At 54.2% G+C, this 15744-nt stretch carries 20 protein-coding genes and 1 pseudogene; 5 read left to right on the top strand and 16 right to left on the bottom strand.

Annotated features, from left to right (window positions below):
• The first annotated feature begins 1 nt into the window (after position 1).
• On the top strand, positions 2-415 hold the full coding sequence (locus ACYQ04_RS07295) for an EamA family transporter (RefSeq protein ID WP_460128470.1): 414 nt from the start codon (positions 2-4) through the stop codon (positions 413-415).
• Here ACYQ04_RS07295 and ACYQ04_RS07290 read toward each other — a convergent pair.
• From ACYQ04_RS07290 to ACYQ04_RS07270, 5 genes are read right to left on the bottom strand one after another with little or no spacing between them, the layout of a single operon-like run.
• Positions 412-987 (bottom strand): hypothetical protein, encoded by a 576-nt coding sequence (locus ACYQ04_RS07290; protein WP_460128468.1) that lies wholly within the window; start codon positions 985-987, stop codon positions 412-414. The two genes, ACYQ04_RS07295 and ACYQ04_RS07290, sit on opposite strands and share 4 nt — an antisense overlap.
• Positions 988-992: 5 nt before the next feature.
• Positions 993-1139 (bottom strand): PIN domain-containing protein, encoded by a 147-nt coding sequence (locus ACYQ04_RS07285; protein WP_460128466.1) that lies wholly within the window; start codon positions 1137-1139, stop codon positions 993-995.
• Positions 1126-1317, bottom strand: a complete 192-nt coding sequence (locus ACYQ04_RS07280) for an antitoxin AF2212-like protein (RefSeq protein ID WP_460128464.1) — start codon at positions 1315-1317, stop codon at positions 1126-1128. The genes ACYQ04_RS07285 and ACYQ04_RS07280 overlap by 14 nt, the downstream gene beginning before the upstream one ends.
• A gap of 33 nt (positions 1318-1350) precedes the next feature.
• Entirely contained in the window at positions 1351-1926 is a 576-nt protein-coding gene (locus ACYQ04_RS07275) for an AAA family ATPase (RefSeq protein WP_460130039.1), read from the bottom strand.
• Positions 1923-2726: a hypothetical protein gene (locus ACYQ04_RS07270; RefSeq protein WP_460128462.1), complete on the bottom strand. Its 804-nt coding sequence runs from the start codon at positions 2724-2726 to the stop codon at positions 1923-1925. Before ACYQ04_RS07270 ends, ACYQ04_RS07275 begins: the two co-directional genes overlap by 4 nt.
• 126 nt (positions 2727-2852) lie before the next feature.
• Between ACYQ04_RS07270 and ACYQ04_RS07265 the strand changes: the two are divergent.
• Positions 2853-3471, top strand: a pseudogene (locus tag ACYQ04_RS07265) (IS607 family transposase).
• Positions 3452-4633 carry an RNA-guided endonuclease InsQ/TnpB family protein gene (locus ACYQ04_RS07260; RefSeq protein WP_460128460.1) on the top strand — a complete coding sequence of 394 codons (1182 nt, stop codon included), beginning with the start codon at positions 3452-3454 and terminating at the stop codon, positions 4631-4633. Before ACYQ04_RS07265 ends, ACYQ04_RS07260 begins: the two are co-directional and overlap by 20 nt.
• 30 nt (positions 4634-4663) lie before the next feature.
• On the opposite strand, the gene ACYQ04_RS07255 is transcribed toward ACYQ04_RS07260, so the two are convergent.
• Both ACYQ04_RS07255 and ACYQ04_RS07250 read right to left on the bottom strand, forming a co-directional pair.
• Entirely contained in the window at positions 4664-5860 is a 1197-nt protein-coding gene (locus tag ACYQ04_RS07255) for a cysteine desulfurase (RefSeq protein ID WP_460128458.1), read from the bottom strand.
• On the bottom strand, positions 5857-6150 hold the full coding sequence (locus ACYQ04_RS07250; protein ID WP_460128456.1) for a hypothetical protein: 294 nt from the start codon (positions 6148-6150) through the stop codon (positions 5857-5859). The genes ACYQ04_RS07255 and ACYQ04_RS07250 overlap by 4 nt, the downstream gene beginning before the upstream one ends.
• Positions 6151-6273: 123 nt before the next feature.
• Between ACYQ04_RS07250 and ACYQ04_RS07245 the strand changes: the two genes are divergently transcribed.
• On the top strand, positions 6274-7002 hold the full coding sequence (locus ACYQ04_RS07245) for an ATP-binding protein (RefSeq protein WP_460130037.1): 729 nt from the start codon (positions 6274-6276) through the stop codon (positions 7000-7002).
• A 275-nt stretch (positions 7003-7277) separates the two neighbouring features.
• Positions 7278-9218: an acetate--CoA ligase gene (gene acs / locus ACYQ04_RS07240; RefSeq protein WP_460128455.1), complete on the top strand. Its 1941-nt coding sequence runs from the start codon at positions 7278-7280 to the stop codon at positions 9216-9218.
• Here the strand turns inward: acs and hypE are convergent.
• The 9 genes from hypE to ACYQ04_RS07195 form a co-directional block, all read right to left on the bottom strand.
• Positions 9215-10231 carry a hydrogenase expression/formation protein HypE gene (gene hypE / locus ACYQ04_RS07235; protein ID WP_460128453.1) on the bottom strand — a complete coding sequence of 339 codons (1017 nt, stop codon included), beginning with the start codon at positions 10229-10231 and terminating at the stop codon, positions 9215-9217. The two genes, acs and hypE, sit on opposite strands and share 4 nt — an antisense overlap.
• Before the next feature lie 2 nt (positions 10232-10233).
• Positions 10234-10626: a HEPN domain-containing protein gene (locus ACYQ04_RS07230; protein ID WP_460128450.1), complete on the bottom strand. Its 393-nt coding sequence runs from the start codon at positions 10624-10626 to the stop codon at positions 10234-10236.
• Positions 10623-10949 carry a nucleotidyltransferase family protein gene (locus tag ACYQ04_RS07225; RefSeq protein ID WP_460128448.1) on the bottom strand — a complete coding sequence of 109 codons (327 nt, stop codon included), beginning with the start codon at positions 10947-10949 and terminating at the stop codon, positions 10623-10625. Before ACYQ04_RS07225 ends, ACYQ04_RS07230 begins: the two co-directional genes overlap by 4 nt.
• Before the next feature lie 42 nt (positions 10950-10991).
• Positions 10992-13310: a carbamoyltransferase HypF gene (gene hypF, locus ACYQ04_RS07220; RefSeq protein ID WP_460128446.1), complete on the bottom strand. Its 2319-nt coding sequence runs from the start codon at positions 13308-13310 to the stop codon at positions 10992-10994.
• Between the two features lie 94 nt (positions 13311-13404).
• Positions 13405-13842, bottom strand: a complete 438-nt coding sequence (locus ACYQ04_RS07215) for a PIN domain-containing protein (protein WP_460128444.1) — start codon at positions 13840-13842, stop codon at positions 13405-13407.
• A complete protein-coding gene (locus ACYQ04_RS07210) occupies positions 13826-14011 on the bottom strand; it encodes an antitoxin family protein (protein ID WP_285519122.1) in 186 nt (61 codons plus the stop codon). The genes ACYQ04_RS07215 and ACYQ04_RS07210 overlap by 17 nt, the downstream gene beginning before the upstream one ends.
• 44 nt (positions 14012-14055) lie before the next feature.
• Positions 14056-15165: a hydrogenase formation protein HypD gene (hypD, locus tag ACYQ04_RS07205; protein ID WP_460128442.1), complete on the bottom strand. Its 1110-nt coding sequence runs from the start codon at positions 15163-15165 to the stop codon at positions 14056-14058.
• Between the two features lies 1 nt (position 15166).
• Positions 15167-15427: a HypC/HybG/HupF family hydrogenase formation chaperone gene (locus ACYQ04_RS07200; protein WP_460130036.1), complete on the bottom strand. Its 261-nt coding sequence runs from the start codon at positions 15425-15427 to the stop codon at positions 15167-15169.
• A gap of 44 nt (positions 15428-15471) precedes the next feature.
• Positions 15472-15726 carry a HypC/HybG/HupF family hydrogenase formation chaperone gene (locus ACYQ04_RS07195; RefSeq protein ID WP_099210036.1) on the bottom strand — a complete coding sequence of 85 codons (255 nt, stop codon included), beginning with the start codon at positions 15724-15726 and terminating at the stop codon, positions 15472-15474.
• Positions 15727-15744: the final 18 nt, after the last annotated feature.

The raw sequence follows: 15744 nt of genomic DNA, 5'->3' as shown, positions 1-15744 counted from the left end.
GATGAAAACCTACATCATCTACGCCATCCTCTCGGCGTTTTTCGCTTCTCTCGTTCCAATATTTGGAAAAATAGGTCTCAGGGACGTCAACCCAACGCTCGCGACCGCCGTGAGGGCCGTCATAATGGCAGTCTTCCTCGTCGGCGTCGCCCTCGTGAGCGGTGTAACGCGGGAACCGCTGGGCGGAAGGGCGCTATTATTCATAGCGCTTTCAGGGATAGCGGGCGCGCTGTCGTGGCTCTTCTACTTCATGGCCGTTAAAGCCGGCCGTGTTCCAGCTGTAGTTGCGATAGACAAGACGAGCGTCGCGCTGGCAATCTTCCTCTCATGGCTCATCCTCGGGAGCAGGATGGACGTGAAAACAGCGGTCGGCGCGCTCCTCATAGTTCTCGGCGCGATTCTGGTTGCCCTTTAGGACTTCAGGGCCTTTCTGAACCTTTCAACGCTCTCCTCAACGTCGTCCTTGTCGAACTCTAAAAACTCCGCCTCCGGGAAGCGCTCCATGAGCTCCTCAAAGAGCAGTCCCGGCCCTTCCTTAACCTCAAAGCCAAATTTCTCAACGACTTTTCTGCTCTCCTCAAGCCTCTTCTCCTTGTCCATGTAGAAGAACGCAGGAATCAGGCCGTAGTCGAAGGAATCGGGGTCGTTCGAGGTCGTGTGGAAGACACCGCAGGTTGGGGAGCCTTTAACGCCGATAAAAATTACTCGCTCCGGCTTCTCCTCAGTTAGAACCCTCCCTATGAAGTCCGCTATGACCTGAACCCTCTCGCGCATGCCGAGTCTTTCAAAGCTCTCCCTTCCCATCGGGGGCCTCGGCCAGCCGATTAGCTCGAACTCGGGGCAGGGGTAGGCAAGAACCTGCCATTCCTCGCCGAGCTCTCCAATCAGCTTTCTCAGCTCTCTTGCCGTCAGGTATTCCTTCTCCTTCGGCCCGCGGTAGACGTAAAACGGACTCAATAGGCAGGGGGCTACTATTAGGAGGTTCATGGTAATCACCTGGTAACTTTTATCAGAGGAACCTTCTCGAAATCCGAGTCAAAGGTTAGAATGCTTTCAATTTCGTGTTCCGCGCAGGTTGCAACGATGAGGGCATCGTTGGGAAGCAGTTGATACTTCTCCCCAATCTCAGAGCGACTCATAGTATGCCTCCTTGAGGCGCTTGTAGTCGATTTTCTCGACCTTTCTGATGACCATGGAGTCGAGTATCTCGTCAATGTCGGGGGTTATCACTATCCTCACCCTCGCGTGCTCCGGCAGGTTGAGCTTCTTCAGGAGCTTCAGCACGCCGTTCTCGTAAACCGCCTCCACAACCTCCATGTCCCCACCAACTTCCCTTACTCCCAACTCCCTTTAAGCCTTGCTCAGCTCCTCGATAATCCGCTCCACCTTCTCCCTCAGCTCCTCAAGGGTTCCCTCGTTGACTATGACGTAGTCAGCCAGGCCCTTCAGCTCGCTCGTGTGGTAGATCCTCTCCTCGGCGTCGTCCATCTCCTTGAAGTCCTCGAATGTCTTGATTTCCCTGTCCTTCTCGGCTTTTCTCCTCATCAGGCGCTCGAACCTTGTCTCGGGTTTAGCCTCGACGTAGATGACTTTTCCGCCGAGCCTCTTTATCGCTTCGATTTCCTCCCGCGAGCGGACGCCGTCTATGACGATATTTTTGCAGTTCCTCTTTTTGTCAACGGCGAGGCGAATCAGTACGTCCCCGCCGTATTTGTCCTTCAGGTACTTTCCGAACTCTATGAGTTTCTCGCGCGTCGGTTCTGCCTTCCCCGGCAGTTCCGGAATCCACGAGTAGTCGGAAACGTTGTGGGTCAGCAGGTCAATCAGTGGCTCACTGCAGGAAACCCTGCAGAAGCCCTTCTCCTCGAAGAATTTAGCGATTGTCGTTTTTCCGGCGGCAATCTTTCCAACGACCCCGATTATCATCTCCTTCGCCTCCAGTAGCGCCATACAACCTTGGCCCCATCTGTTGACTCCATGAGGCCGTCGTAGGTGAGTTTAGCGACGAACTCCAAAAGAGCTTCTTTATCGACCATCGTAGGGAACTCGAAGCCAAAAAGGTACTTCAGCTCGAAGAAGCCGATGTGGAGAAGCCTGAAGGGGTTAAGAAGGTAAACTCCACCCTTCTCGCCCAGCGGGAACGGGAAATCCGCTAGGATAAGCTTTGCGCCCCTTTCCCCGGCGATTCTCACGAGCTTGTCCTCATTTGGGAAGAACAGCTCCCTAAGGTCGCCCTCAACGGCCTCGTATTCGAGCCTTGGAAAGGTGTGCCTCAGCCCGATTGCCCCGTAGGGGAGCTTGAGGGCTTTAGCGAAGCCAAGGAGCGGTTTGGCAGAGAAACTCAGGAAGACGAGCGTTTTCAGGTTTCCTCGAACTTCCGACCACTCCCTCGGCGGGAACCTACGCTCCGCCTCGATTATCGGCGTTAGGAACTCAAGCTCTTTGGGAAGGAGCCTTTCGGCCTCGTCCAGCTTTTTCCGCTTTACCTCGAGGTCGAGGTTTGAATAGACGGTAACCTGCCTGACTCCAAGCCTCTCGCGGAGCTTCCCGATGACGAGGCTGTTGCCGATGACGACGCTCTTGTCAGTTCTGTCGTGGGCTATGATGAAGAGCTTGTCCTCCTTCGGGTCGTAGCGGACCTCGTCTATCCTGAAGGGGCTCTCCGGAAGGCCGTGCTCAAGCCTTATCTCCCGAACGAGCTCTTCCAGCCTTTCCCTGCTCAACATTCGTATCCCATCAAACTACCCAGGACGGTTTTTGAACCTTCCGGGGTACTAATTGGGCTGTTCTATAAATGGTAACAAGCGAAACTTTTAGATATTTTTGGCACTAATCCTTTTTGGGTGCGAGCGATGAAGCTTTATCGAACTGGCGAAGTCGCAAAGAAGCTCGGAGTCTCCAAGATGACAATCCTCCGCTGGATTAAATCAGGCAAACTCAAAGCCCACAGAATCGGCAAAGAATACCGGGTCCCAGAAAGTGAAATCAAAAGAATTCTTGAAGGCAAAATCCCAGATAAAGTCGTAATTTACGCCAGAGTCTCAAGCCGAGACCAAAAAGAAGACTTGGAAAGACAAGTCGAATACCTCAAAAACTACTGCTCTTCCAGAGGTTACCAAGTGGCCAAAATCCTCACCGATATTTCCTCGATATTTCCTCAGGCCTGAACGAGAACAGGAAAGGGCTAAAACAACTCTTCAAACTCATCGAAAGCGGAGAAGTCACAAAAGTCGTCATAACTTACAGGGATAGACTCACCCGCTTCGGCTTCAAATATCTCGAACAATACTTCAACTCATACGGCGTCGAGATTGAAGTAATCTTTGACGATGAGGAAAAACTCCAGAAAAAGAGCTCGTGGAAGACCTGTTAGCAATCGTAACTTCCTTTGCTGGAAAGCTTTACGGGGCCCGTTCCCGCAAGAAAAAACGCCTTATCAAGGCGGTGAAGGATGCCCTCAGAGACGATTAAACTCACCGCTAAATTCAAGCTGAAAGAAACACCCAAAGGATTAGATGACCTCTTCCAAACTTATCGTGAAATCGTGAACTTCCTCATCACTCACGCTTTCGAGAACAACATCACCAGCTTCTACAGGCTGAAAAAGGAAACTTACAGGGGATTACGCAAAGAATACCCCGAACTCCCAAGTCACTACCTTTACACGGCCTGCCAGATGGCGACTGCGATATTCAAAAGCTTCAGGAGGAGGAAAAAGAAGGGCAAAGCGAGGGGGAGGCCAGTTTTCAAGAAAGAAGTTATTATGCTCGACGACCACCTGTTCAAACTCGACCTGGAGAATAAAACCGTAAAACTCTCCACTCCAAACGGACGAGTCCAGTTAGAGTTCTACCCTGCAAAATACCACGAGAAGTTCAAGGACTGGAAAGTCGGCCAAGCGTGGCTGGTTAGAACGCCGAAGGGCGTTTTTCTCAACACTGTTTTCTCGAAGGAAGTTGAAGTTAAAGAGCCCAAAACCTTCGTTGGTGTGGATTTGAACGAGAACAATATCACGCTCAGTCTTCCAAACGGGGAGTTTCTCCAAATCATCACCCACGAGCGGGAGATTAGGACTGGTTACTTCGTGAAGAGGAGAAGAATACAACAGACAATCAGGGCTGGAAAGAGACGGAGAGAACTTCTCGAAAAATACGGACAGAGGGAGAAGAACAGGCTCAACGACCTTTATCACAAGCTGGCTAATAAAATCGTTGAGTTAGCGGAGAAGTATGGTGGCCTTGTGTTAGAAGATTTGACTGAAATCAGGGATTCGATTAGGTATTCTGCTGAGATGAACGGTAGGCTTCATCGTTGGAGTTTCCGTAAGCTTCAGTCAATCATCGAATACAAGGCAAAGTTGAAGGGTGTTAGGGTTGTTTTTGTGAACCCTGCTTACACTTCTTCCCTGTGCCCGATATGTGGGGGGAAGTTAAGCCCGAATGGGCACAGGGTTTTGAAGTGTTTGAATTGTGGTTTTGTGGCCGATAGGGATGTGGTTGGGAGTTGGAATATTCGTTTGAGAGGCCTGAAGGTGTGGGGAGTTTCCGTTCCCCCTGAAAGCCCCACGATGAAACCACGAGTGGGGAAGGTTATCCGCTACGAGTGGTTCACAAGTTCCAAAAGTAGCGGATAACCAGAACGGAAACAATCAAAGTGCACCTGCTCACTTGAGTCCCTTAACCAGCTCCTCAAGGACCCCGAGGAACGTCTCAACCTCCTCAAGGCTGTTGTAGACGTGGAACGAAGCCCTCACCGTTCCGTTTATTCCCAGCTTCTTCATCACCGGCAGGGCGCAGTGGTGACCGGAGCGAACCATTATGTTGTGTTCGTCGAGTATCGCCGCGACGTCGTGCGGGTGGAGGGGCGGGACGTTGAAGCTAACGACTCCGGCGTGCTTATCGAGGTTTCTCGGCCCATACCAGGGAATCTCAAGCTCGTCAAGGCCTTCCGTAGTTCTCTTAACGAGCTTCCTCTCCTGCCTCTCGATTCTGTCTAACCCAATCCTCTCGATGTACCTTATTCCCGCGGCAAGGCCTATCGCACCGCCGATGTTGGGCGTTCCGGCCTCGAACCGCTCCGGTGGCTCGGTCAGCTTGTAGGAATCCAAATCAACGTCCTCAATCGTTCCGCCTCCGATTAGCGGCGGCTCGAAGACGTCAAAGAACTCCTCGTTGATGTAGAGAACTCCTATCCCCGTCGGTCCCATCGGCCCCTTGTGGCCGGAAAAGGCCAGGAAGTCCACGTGTAGTTTCCTAACGTCAACTTCCATGTGGCCTGCGCTCTGGGCGGCATCAACAACGAATATCGCTCCCTCCTCCTTCGCCATCTTTCCGAGCTCCTCGACCTCGTGGATAACCCCGAGGGCGTTCGAGACGTGCTGAACCGCGACGAGCTTCGCCCCCTTAATCTTCTTTTCCGCATCGCTCAAATCGAGGTTGCCCTCGTTGTCTCCGTCAATGAACTCGAGCCTAAGGTTGAGCTTTTTAGCTAACCTCTGCCAGGGGAGTAAATCCGAGTGGTGCTCGTACGGGGTCGTAACTATCTTGTCCCCGGGCTTGAAAATTCCCTCAAGGCCGAGGGCAACGAGGTTGAGGCTCTCGCTCGTGTTCTTGGTGAACGCTATCTCCTCGAACTTCGCGTTGATGAAGTCCGCAACCACTTTTCTGCTCTCCTCGTACTTGTGCGTCGCCATCTGGGAGAGCCTGTGCACACCGCGGTGGACGTTGGCCCTGTACTTAAGGTAGTACTCGTCCATGGCCTCTACAACCGGCTTCGGCGTGAGCGAGGTTGCCGTGTTGTCGAAGTAGATGACCTCGCTCGTCAGCGGTATGTCCTTTCTAACATCTTCCGGAATCCTCACGCTACCACCTCCAGAACCCCGGCGCAGTCGTAAACAATCCTCGCGATTTCCTCACCTTTCTTTGCATCCTCTAAGAGTTTGACGATTATCTTCCCGCTCGGGTAAACGCTGACCTCGTAGCCCTCCATCTCAGCGATGAGCATCATCCCGGGCAGGAGCTTCTTGATGGTGTGGCCCCTCTCCTTCAAACACTGGGCCGTTTTCGTCAGGTCGAGCTTTATTCTCTTCTCCCACGAGTAGGCCCCTATAACGACGCCCTTCATCGTGACGCAGGGTTTCGAGATAATCACCCTTCACCACCGTCCTTATTTTCGCGGGAGCATTTATACCGCTTTCCTGAACCTGAGGTTGGAAACAAGAATGAACCAAAGCCCTTATAAATCGTGCTACTTTTTTGCCCAATGGTGATACGAATGAAGGTTCTCGTGAGCGGTAAGGGCGGCTGTGGAAAGAGCACGATAAGCGCAATGCTCGGCAAGTATCTGGCCGGAAAAGGCTACCGCGTGCTAATAATAGATGCCGACGAGTCAAACCCAGGCCTCTACAGGATGCTTGGCCTCCCGAAGGTGAAAACCCTCGCCGAGCACCTCGGGGGGAAGAAAAGGGCCAAAATCCTCATGGCGGCTGAAGGTGAAGGCGAGCTCGACGAGGAGCTCTTTGACTGGACGCTCGACGAGATTCCGGAGGAGATTCTGGCCAGGAAGGGCAACCTCGCCGTTCTGACAATCGGGAAGATTGAGGAGGCTGAAGAGGGCTGTGCCTGCCCCTACGGATTCCTTGCCAGAAAGCTCCTCGAGGGCATAAAGCTGAAGGAGGACGAGGTCATCATCGTCGACACCGAGGCGGGCATAGAGCACTTCGGAAGGGGCGTTGACAAGTACGTTGACGTTGTCATCGACGTCGCAGAGCCATCGGCCGAGTCCATAGAGCTTTCGAAGAAGATAAAAGCGCTGAGCGAGAGCCTCGGTCTGAAGCACGTCCTCGTTCTCAACAAGGCTCTGCCCGGCGTCGAGGAGGAACTGCCGGTTAAGCCCGACGTGGTGATTCCCTTCGACCAGAACTTCATACTCGACAGCCTTAAGGGCAGGGAGGTTGAACCGATAGGGCAGATAGAGGAACTGTGGAGGATAATCAACGGATGAACACATTCGAAAAACCTTTGGCAGTCTGACGTTGCTTTCTCGTGTTTTTACACATTTTTGTAAACATTTGCGGGATTTTTTCGGAATCTTTTGGCGGTTCTTTGTCACTTGGGATTCCCCACATCCCTATTTCGACGAACGGCTATTCTGCTTTCGGCGTTCGGCTAATTAGCTTCCCCTAACTCTTTTTCGACTTTTGTCGGTTATCACTTTGACAATCAACGAAAGAATTTTAAGGTTTCCTAATTCTCATTTCTGAGAAGCGAGGTGGTAGCATGCAGATAGGCGAAGGATTTCTCAAGGAAAGGTACCTGCCGATGGAGGCCTTCAGGGAGGAGCACAGGAAGTCCATCGAGAACATCGAGGATTTCTGGGCCGAGCAGGCGAAAGTTTTGGACTGGTTCAAGACCTGGGAGAAGGTCCTCGACGACTCAAGGGCGCCCTTCTTCCGCTGGTTCGTCGGAGGCCAGCTCAACGCGAGCTACAACGCCCTTGACAGGCACGTTAAGGCGGGAAAGAGAAACCACGCCGCGATAATCTGGGAGAGCGAGCGCGGTGAGACGAGAACGCTCACCTACTACGAGCTATACCGCGAGGTGAACCGCTTTGCCTCGGCTCTGAAAAACCTCGGCGTCGAGAAGGGCGACAGGGTCGTCATTTACATGCCCCTCGTCCCGGAGGTTGTTATAGCCATGCTCGCCAGCGCGAGGATAGGGGCGGTTCACAGCGTTGTATTCTCGGGCTTCTCGGCGGAAGCATTAGCAACGAGAATCAACGACGCAAGGGCGAAGGTCGTAATAACGGCGGACTACCTCTACAGACGCGGTAAGAAGCTCAATCTCAAGGAGATAGTTGACAAGGCCCTCCTCGAAACGCCGAGCGTCGAAAGCGTCGTCGTCCTCAGGAGGGAAGAGAACGGCGTCAACATGGTCGAGGGCAGGGACTACGACTGGAACGAACTCCTCGACGGGGCCGAGCGCTACGTTGAGCCTGTTCCGGTCGAGAGCAATCATCCGCTGTTCATCCTCTACACGAGCGGAACCACCGGAAAGCCCAAGGGAATCGTCCACTCCACCGGAGGTTACCTCGTCTATGTGGCCAAGACGATGGAGTGGGCGTGGGGAGTAACCGAGAGCGACCTATTCTGGAACACCGCAGATGTTGGCTGGATAACGGGCCACAGCTACCTCGTCTACGGGCCCCTAACGCTTGGCCTTACGGTGATGATGTACGAGGGTGCGCTCAACTACCCGAAGCCCGACAGGCCCTGGGAGCTTGTGGAGAAGCACGGGGTGACGATATTCTACACCGCCCCAACGGCAATTAGAATGCTCATGCGCTACGGCGACGAGTGGGTGAAGAAGCACGACCTCTCGAGTTTAAGGCTCCTCGGTTCGGTCGGCGAGCCGATAAACCCGAGGGCCTGGAAGTGGTACTACGAGGTTGTGGGTGGTGGAAGGTGCCCGATAATCGACACCTGGTGGCAGACAGAGACCGGTGGCTACATGATCTATCCCTCGGCCGGAATACAGTTGCCCCCGCTTAAGCCCGGCTCGGCTACTTTTCCGGGTCTCGGCGTTGATGCAGACGTTCTCAGGGCAGATGGGAGCCCAGCGGAGCCGAACGAGCGTGGCTATCTCGTGATAAAGAAGCCCTGGCCTGGAATGCTCCTTGGAATCTGGGGCGACGACGAACGCTACATCAGGACCTACTGGAAGCGCTTCAGCAGGCCCGACGAGGGAATCTGGATTTACTACCCCGCTGACTACGCTATGAAGGACGACGAGGGCTACTTCTGGATATTCGGCAGAGCCGACGAGGTGCTGAACGTTTCGGGCCACAGGATTGGGACGGCGGAAATAGAGCACGCCATGGTCCTCCACCCGGCAGTTGCCGAGGCGGCAGTAATCGGAAGGCCCGACGAGATTAAGGGCGAAGTGCCGGTGGCTTTTGTAATCCTCAAGGAGAACTGCGTTCCGAGGGAGGGCCTGAAGAAGGAGCTCATAGACTACGTCAGGGAAACCCTCGGACCGATAGCGGCTCCGGCGGAGGTGTTCTTCGTCAACAAACTGCCGAAGACGAGGAGCGGGAAGATAATGCGCAGGGTTCTAAAGGCCCTCGCCAGCGGAAAGGGCCTCGGCGACCTATCGACGCTGGAAGACGAGGCGAGCGTGGAAGAAGTGAAAAAAGCTTTGGAAGGCTTCGAGATGCGTTAGCATATCCTCGGCACGGGGTCTCCGGCCGGAGGCTCCATGAAGCGCTTTCCGCCGATTCCGGTTTCGAGGAGGACCTTCCCCCTGTATTCTTCTATTACCTCGCCGATTATCGCCGCGTCCTTCCCCCTCTTCGTCTTCCTCATCGCCTCAAGGGCTTCCTCCGCGTGCTCCCTGGCAACGGCCATAACCACTTTCCCCTCGTTGGCAACATCGTAGGGACTGATTCCCAGCATCTCGCTCGCGGCCCTTACCTCGGGCTTCACGGGTATCGCATCCTCCCTGACGAGGATTCCGACGTTGCTCTTCCTCGCTATCTCGTTGAGGGCGTTGCTAAGCCCGGCCCTCGTGGGGTCCTTCATCGCGTGTATGTTCTCCCAGCCTATCGCTTTTGCAACCGCTTCAACGACCTCCCATATAGGAGCTACATCGCTCTTCAGCTCGGTTTCGAAGGCTATGCCCTCCCTGTGGCTCATCAGCGCTATTCCGTGGTCGCCTATCGTTCCGCTGACGAGGACTATGTCCCCTACCTTCGCCCCGGCGTCGCTTATCGGCTTTTCCGCGATTCCAACTCCCGCTGTAATTACAAACATCTCTATCGGCTCTTCAACGACCTTTGTGTCGCCGGTGACGATTGGAACGGGGACTTCCTTAGACGTCTCGTCCATCGAGCGGAGAACCCTCTCAAGGACTTCCATGTCGAGGCCTTCCCCGATAATCATCGAGTTCGCTAAGGCTAAAGGCTTCGCGCCCATCACGGCCAAATCGTTGACCGTTCCGCTTATCGCGAGCCTGCCTATGTCACCGCCGGGGAAGAAGAGAGGCTTAACCGTGTGGCCGTCTATCGTAAAGACTATGTGCTTATCGCCGAAAGGTATCGTCGCCCCGTCGTCCAAAGCGTCAAGTCCTATCCCCCCGGCGCTCTTGAGGGTCAGGGTCTTCAGTATAACGTCCCTCAGGAGCTCCTCCATTATTTCTCCGCCCGCACCGTGTTCGAGTTTTATCTTTTCACCCATCTTCAACCCTCCAGAAAGCCTTTCGAAATTAGATAGCGCCTGGTAAATTCGAGGAACTCTTCGGCGCGCCGTATGTTTTCGCGCGCCTCTTCCTCTGTTATATCAACCACGAAGGAGTAATCCGCGGTCTGCCTGAGATTAAACGCGGTTCGAAGGTGTGTGAAAAACCTGTGTGGGACTTCTCCAGTCTTGACGAACTCCCTGCCAAGGAGCGCTATGACTGCGGAATGCTTTGAAGCCCTTATCCCCCTCGTCAGCAAAATAGCCTCTGCGCAGTAGAACATCGTGTAGTACGCCCTTGAGAGTGCGAAGGCATAAAACCCCTTCTCCAGCAATGTCTTTGAGGCCTCAAGACTCCTCTCTGCTTTTTTCAGTATCTCCCTGTACCCGCTCATACTTTGACACCTTCCGTGTAAACGTTCTGAATCAGCGGGTCGTGTTCCATTCTCGGATTAACGGGGTAAACGATGAGCGAGACAACTAACCCTTTCTCCAGAACGTATTTCTCCGTGATTTCACTGAGCCGGTCGTGCTCTTCGAGCGTTAGCCTTCTCCTTACCATGACAATCACGTCAACGTCGCTGTCCTCTTTAGCTTCGTCCCTCGCGTACGAGCCGAAGAGGATAACCTCGACTAAGTCGTCGCCGAGGATTTCCCTTAGCCTTTCCTTTACCCCGCGCAGGATTTCGAGGAGCTCTTCCCTTGGGATTACGGGCATCGTCTTTCCCTCAGATAAATTTCCGTCTTTCCACTTAAACCTTCACAGCATCAAATCCTCCTTCGTCAGGTAGCCCTCAAGGTAGAGCCCGCCGAGGAAGGCCTGGCCGACGTTTATCCCGTTGTCCCCGCGCGGGACCTCCGTTGTAACGTGGAACTTAAGGCCCGACGCCTCAACAGCCTTCCTAACCGTTTTGACTATCAGCTCGTTGTAAGCGACACCACCGCTCATCACGACGTCCTTCACGCCGAACTCCCTGGCCTTCTCGATGGCAACCCCTGCAAAGGCCCTCGCGAGTGCTAAATGAACCGAGTAAGCTATGTCCGCCGGCGAGGCCTTTTCGAGGACGTCCAGCGCCTGCACGAACAGCTCCTCGACCTTGAGGAGTTCTCCTTCCACGGGCACCTCGAACTTGAGGTCGTTCTTGCCCTTCATCGCGAAGCTCTCGAGCTTCATCGCCGGTTCGCCCTCGTAGTGCCTTCTGTATGCTACGTTGAGCAGAACCGACAGGGCGTCGAGAACCCTTCCGGTTGACGAGGCGTAGGCGAGGTTTATCCCCTTGGCGAGCTGGTTCAAAGCGACTGAGAACTCCACCTCGCCGTACTTCAGGCTCTCCACGGCTTTCGGACAGCACTTCCTTATGACCCCTTCAAGCTCCTCGACGCTGTAAACTTTGCTCAGGATTCCCATCAGGGCCCTGAGCGGGTAGTAGCTCGCCAGGTCTCCGCCGGGAAGCGGGTAGTAGTCTATATGAGCCAATCTCTCCACGTCCTCGTAGCCGAGGTAGAGCACCTCACCGCCCCACGTGTGGCCGTCGGTTCCGTAACCGACGCCGTCAACCGCTATTCCCACGGCACTCTCAAGGTTCTTCTCAGCTAAGACACTCGCTATGTGAGCGTAGTGGTGCTGAACCTGGAGTAGCTCGACGTTCAGTTCGTTCGCAAGCTCCATGGCGAGCTTCGTCGTGTTGTAGGTCGGGTGGAGGTCGGCGACGATTAAATCGAACTCCTTAACCCTTAGGATTCTCTTGAAGTGCTCTATCGCTTCCCTCATGAACTCGAGAACCTCAACCTTTCCGGTGTTGCCGATGTACTGGCTCGGATAAACCTTTCCGTTTTTAGCAACTCCAAAGGCGTTCATCAGCTCCGCACCGACCGCCAGACCGCGATAGTTGAAGGGAATCTCTATCGGGAGGGGCACAAAACCGCGGGAGCGCCTAATAACGGCCCTCCTTCCGTCGACGAAGCGAATCACGCTGTCATCAGCTCTGTTGAGTATCTTCCTGTTGTGGAGAAGCAGGTAGTCAGCTACCTCCTTCAGCTCCTCGAAGGCCCTATCATTGTCCTTGACCATTGGCATTCCCGGGTAGTTGGCTGAAGTCATCACGTAGACCTTCGTTTTGCTCCAGTGGAAGAGTATGTAGTGCGTTCCCGCGTAGGGGAGCATGACGCCGATTGTGTGAAGCCCCGGCGCGAGGTTCTCGGGCAGGGGGAAGGGTTCTCTCTTGCGGAGCGTCACGATGGGCCTCCTGTAGGATGTCAGCTCCTCCTCTTCTTCTTTACTCACGTAGGCGAAGCTCTTGACCGTCTCAAGTGAGTCAGCCATTATCGCGAAGGGCTTCTGGGGCCTGAAGGTTCTCCTCCTCAGCTCGGCAACGACGTCTTCCCTTGTCGCATCGCACGCCAGGTGGATTCCGCCGATTCCCTTGATGGCCACTATGTAGCCCTTATCAATCAGCTCCGCCGCCTTCCTCAGCGGGTCTCCAGTGATTTCCTCGCCGTCGCTCGTGTAGAGCCTGTAGCTCGGCCCGCAGACGGGACAGCAGACGGGCTCGGCGTGGTAGCGCCTGTTCAGGGGGTCTTTGTACTCGCTCTCGCAGAAGTCGCACATCGGAAATTCCTTCATCGTGGTATTTTCTCTGTCGTAGGGTAAATCCTCGATGATTGTGAACCTCGGCCCGCAGTTGGTGCAGACGATGAAGGGGTACATGTAGCGCTTGTTCGTCGGGTCAAAGAGCTCTCTCAGGCAGTCCTCGCAGATGGCTATGTCGGGTGGGATTATCGAGTCCCCACCGCTTCCGCCCTTCGAGCTCTTCTCGATGTAGAAGCGGTCGAAGCCCTGGGGCGGGATTTCCTTCTTCTCGAGCCTGTCAACCCTCGCGAGAGGGGGTTTTTTCCGGTAGATGTCCTCTATGAAGGCCTCTATGTCCTCTTCCCTTCCTTCTACGACTATCTCGACTCCGGCATCGCTGAGGTTCTTGACGTAGCCCCTCAGGTTGTGCTCGTGCGCTATCCGGTAGATGAACGGCCTGAATCCAACGGCCTGAACGATGCCCTGAACGTGAATACGGTAAGCCTTCATGCCCACCCACCGGTTTTTCTCGGTATTTGGAGCCTTTATAGGTTTCCAAAACCAAAAGTTGAAAACGAGAGTGGAGTTTTGAACCTTTGGTGTTCTACCCACCGAGTAATTCTTTGAAATTCGTTATCCTCCTTAAGTCAGGTACGCTGTCGAAATCGGAGTCAAAGCTGACGAGCGGAATCTTTTCCCTCTGGCACGTTAACGCTATCAGTGCATCGTTTGGGAGGAGTCCAAACGCTCTTATAGTGCTGAAAAGCTCATCAGGTGTATAGCTGGCTTCCAGAACTCTGAACGGCTCCAACAACTCACGTACTGGATTTAAATCGACGTCGATTTTTGAGAGCTTTCTCTTTAAGTCATACGGCCTGAGGTTTGTTGCGAGTTTCAGGTAACCAAAGGTAACTTCTGACAAAACAACCCAGTTGATAACCCCTTCAACTGTTCCTTCAAAAACTGAGTCGATGAGTTTTCCCGCTTCCCTGTCACCGCCTAAAAATTTAAGGAAGACGTTGCTGTCATAGAACGCCTTCATTCTCAATCTCCTCTATGACTTTTTCAACGTCCTCCTTTCTGAACATCCCGAAGTATTTTCGAGGGGCCTTCTTCTTGATGACCACGGTTACCTCCTCTCCTTCACGAAGGTGAACCTTTTCGAGTGGAACGAGGACGCCTTTGTGGTAAACGGCCTTTACCTCCTCCATGCTCCCACCGCTTTAGTTTTGGTTCTCATTGTATTTATGCCTCACTAAAACAACGCCCCGTACTTGTAGAATATCGAGCACGTTCCCTCGTAGGACACCATGCACGGCCCTATCGGGTGCCTCGGCGTGCAGGTCTTTCCGAAGTGCGGGCACTGCGGTGGCAAAGCCAGTCCCCTGAGGATTGCCCCGCAGAGACAGCCCTTCTCGAGGTCGGGGAGCTTCGGGACTTCGGGGTCGTAGTAGGTCCTTATCTCGAGCTCCTTCCACTCCTTCCTCAGTTCGAGACCGCTCTTGGGCATTACACCAAGGGCGCGCCACCTCGCGTCCTTGACCTCGAAGAACTTGTCTATCAGCTGCTGGGCAACGACGTTGCCCTCGTATTTAACGGAGCGGGTGTACTCGTTGATTATCTTCGCCTCGCCGGCCTTCACCATCCTGACGAGGTAGAGTATCGCGAGGAGCATGTCGATAGGCTCGAATCCTGCCACAACCTGCGGGACGCCGTACTTCTCGGTTATCGGCTCCCAGCCCTTGACGCCTATTATGACCGAGACGTGACCCGGGTCGATGAGTCCGTGGAAGCGCGTCCCCTGCTTTATGAGAACCTCAACCGCCGGTGGCGTGAGCCTATGAACCGAGTAAATCTTGAAGTTCTCCAGCTCCTCCTGGGCAACGACGTTGAGCATTCCCGCGGCCGGAGCCGTGGTCGTCTCGAAGCCCGGTGAGAAATGGACCACCGTCCTGTCGGGGTTCTCCTTGGCTATGCGGTAGGTGTCGTAGATTGAGTAAACGACCCTGATGTCGTAGCCCTCGCTCTTCAAATCGGCGAAGCTCCCCCTCGGCGTCGGAATCTTGTACATGTCGCCGAATGTCGTCATGATTATCCTGTCACCTTCTTCGTAGGCCTGGCGCATTATCTCCATCATTTTAACGATGTCCTCGACCGGCGTAATGCAGACCGGACAGCCCGGCCCGCTGAGTATCTTGACGTTCTCCGGGAGAAGCGAGCGGATTCCGGTTCTCGTTACGGTGTCCTCGTGGGTTCCGCAGACGTGCATGAAGCGGACCTCGTCGAGGCCCTTCGCCTCCTCGTGGATTTTCTTCACTATCTTCTGAGCGAGCTCCCTGTCCCTGAATTTATCCAGCGTTCCCATTTCAATCACCCGGGTAGTAGTAGCCACCTATCGCGTCCTTTTCGAGCTTGAAGACCTCGTCCCAGGCGTTGAGTATTTCCTTCGCGGTTTCTTCATCGACCTTTTCGATTATGAAGCCGGTGTGAATCAGCACGTACTCGCCGGGCTTGACGTCGGGCATCAAATCAATCCTGGCCTCTCTCTTGACGCCTCCGAAGTCCACCCACGCGGTTCCCTTCTCCCTGTCAACCTCCAAAACCTTCGCAACGGTCGCCAGACACATGAGCTTCACCTACCTCGGGTTGTCCCAGCGGTTATTTAGCCTTTCTAAAACCTCCGGTTTGAAACCGTGAAGGTCAGCTCGAGCTTTCTTGAGCGGTGGTATGAGCACCTCGCGAGGGTCTCTTCGGCCTCGCTCCTGCTGACCTTCTCAAGAACTATGCCGTAGTAAATCTTCACGTAGTCCCCGGGTTTCACGTCCTTTACGAAGTCCAGCCTCGCCTCCTTGAGCTGGCCGTCAACGTCGACTATTGCCCTCCCGTTCCTTACCTCGAGGACCCTCCCCGCGAGCATCAGGGCCATGGTTATCAACCAAAGGTG

Source organism: Thermococcus prieurii (assembly GCF_054657655.1).
Note: the sequence above shows the minus strand (reverse complement) of the source record. Positions and strands in the feature narration are given on the sequence as shown.

Bases quoted from the DNA above. Each gene is read 5' to 3' on its own strand.
- ACYQ04_RS07295 (WP_460128470.1), top strand. From the start codon at position 2: ATGAAAACCTACATCATCTACGCCATCCTCTCGGCGTTTTTCGCTTCT.
- ACYQ04_RS07290 (WP_460128468.1), bottom strand. From the start codon at position 987: ATGAACCTCCTAATAGTAGCCCCCTGCCTATTGAGTCCGTTTTACGTC.
- ACYQ04_RS07285 (WP_460128466.1), bottom strand. From the start codon at position 1,139: ATGAGTCGCTCTGAGATTGGGGAGAAGTATCAACTGCTTCCCAACGAT.
- ACYQ04_RS07280 (WP_460128464.1), bottom strand. From the start codon at position 1,317: ATGGAGGTTGTGGAGGCGGTTTACGAGAACGGCGTGCTGAAGCTCCTG.
- ACYQ04_RS07275 (WP_460130039.1), bottom strand. From the start codon at position 1,926: ATGATAATCGGGGTCGTTGGAAAGATTGCCGCCGGAAAAACGACAATC.
- ACYQ04_RS07270 (WP_460128462.1), bottom strand. From the start codon at position 2,726: ATGTTGAGCAGGGAAAGGCTGGAAGAGCTCGTTCGGGAGATAAGGCTT.
- ACYQ04_RS07260 (WP_460128460.1), top strand. From the start codon at position 3,452: ATGCCCTCAGAGACGATTAAACTCACCGCTAAATTCAAGCTGAAAGAA.
- ACYQ04_RS07245 (WP_460130037.1), top strand. From the start codon at position 6,274: ATGAAGGTTCTCGTGAGCGGTAAGGGCGGCTGTGGAAAGAGCACGATA.
- acs (WP_460128455.1), top strand. From the start codon at position 7,278: ATGCAGATAGGCGAAGGATTTCTCAAGGAAAGGTACCTGCCGATGGAG.
- hypE (WP_460128453.1), bottom strand. From the start codon at position 10,231: ATGGGTGAAAAGATAAAACTCGAACACGGTGCGGGCGGAGAAATAATG.
- ACYQ04_RS07230 (WP_460128450.1), bottom strand. From the start codon at position 10,626: ATGAGCGGGTACAGGGAGATACTGAAAAAAGCAGAGAGGAGTCTTGAG.
- ACYQ04_RS07225 (WP_460128448.1), bottom strand. From the start codon at position 10,949: ATGCCCGTAATCCCAAGGGAAGAGCTCCTCGAAATCCTGCGCGGGGTA.
- hypF (WP_460128446.1), bottom strand. From the start codon at position 13,310: ATGAAGGCTTACCGTATTCACGTTCAGGGCATCGTTCAGGCCGTTGGA.
- ACYQ04_RS07215 (WP_460128444.1), bottom strand. From the start codon at position 13,842: ATGAAGGCGTTCTATGACAGCAACGTCTTCCTTAAATTTTTAGGCGGT.
- ACYQ04_RS07210 (WP_285519122.1), bottom strand. From the start codon at position 14,011: ATGGAGGAGGTAAAGGCCGTTTACCACAAAGGCGTCCTCGTTCCACTC.
- hypD (WP_460128442.1), bottom strand. From the start codon at position 15,165: ATGGGAACGCTGGATAAATTCAGGGACAGGGAGCTCGCTCAGAAGATA.
- ACYQ04_RS07200 (WP_460130036.1), bottom strand. From the start codon at position 15,427: ATGTGTCTGGCGACCGTTGCGAAGGTTTTGGAGGTTGACAGGGAGAAG.
- ACYQ04_RS07195 (WP_099210036.1), bottom strand. From the start codon at position 15,726: ATGGCCCTGATGCTCGCGGGGAGGGTCCTCGAGGTAAGGAACGGGAGG.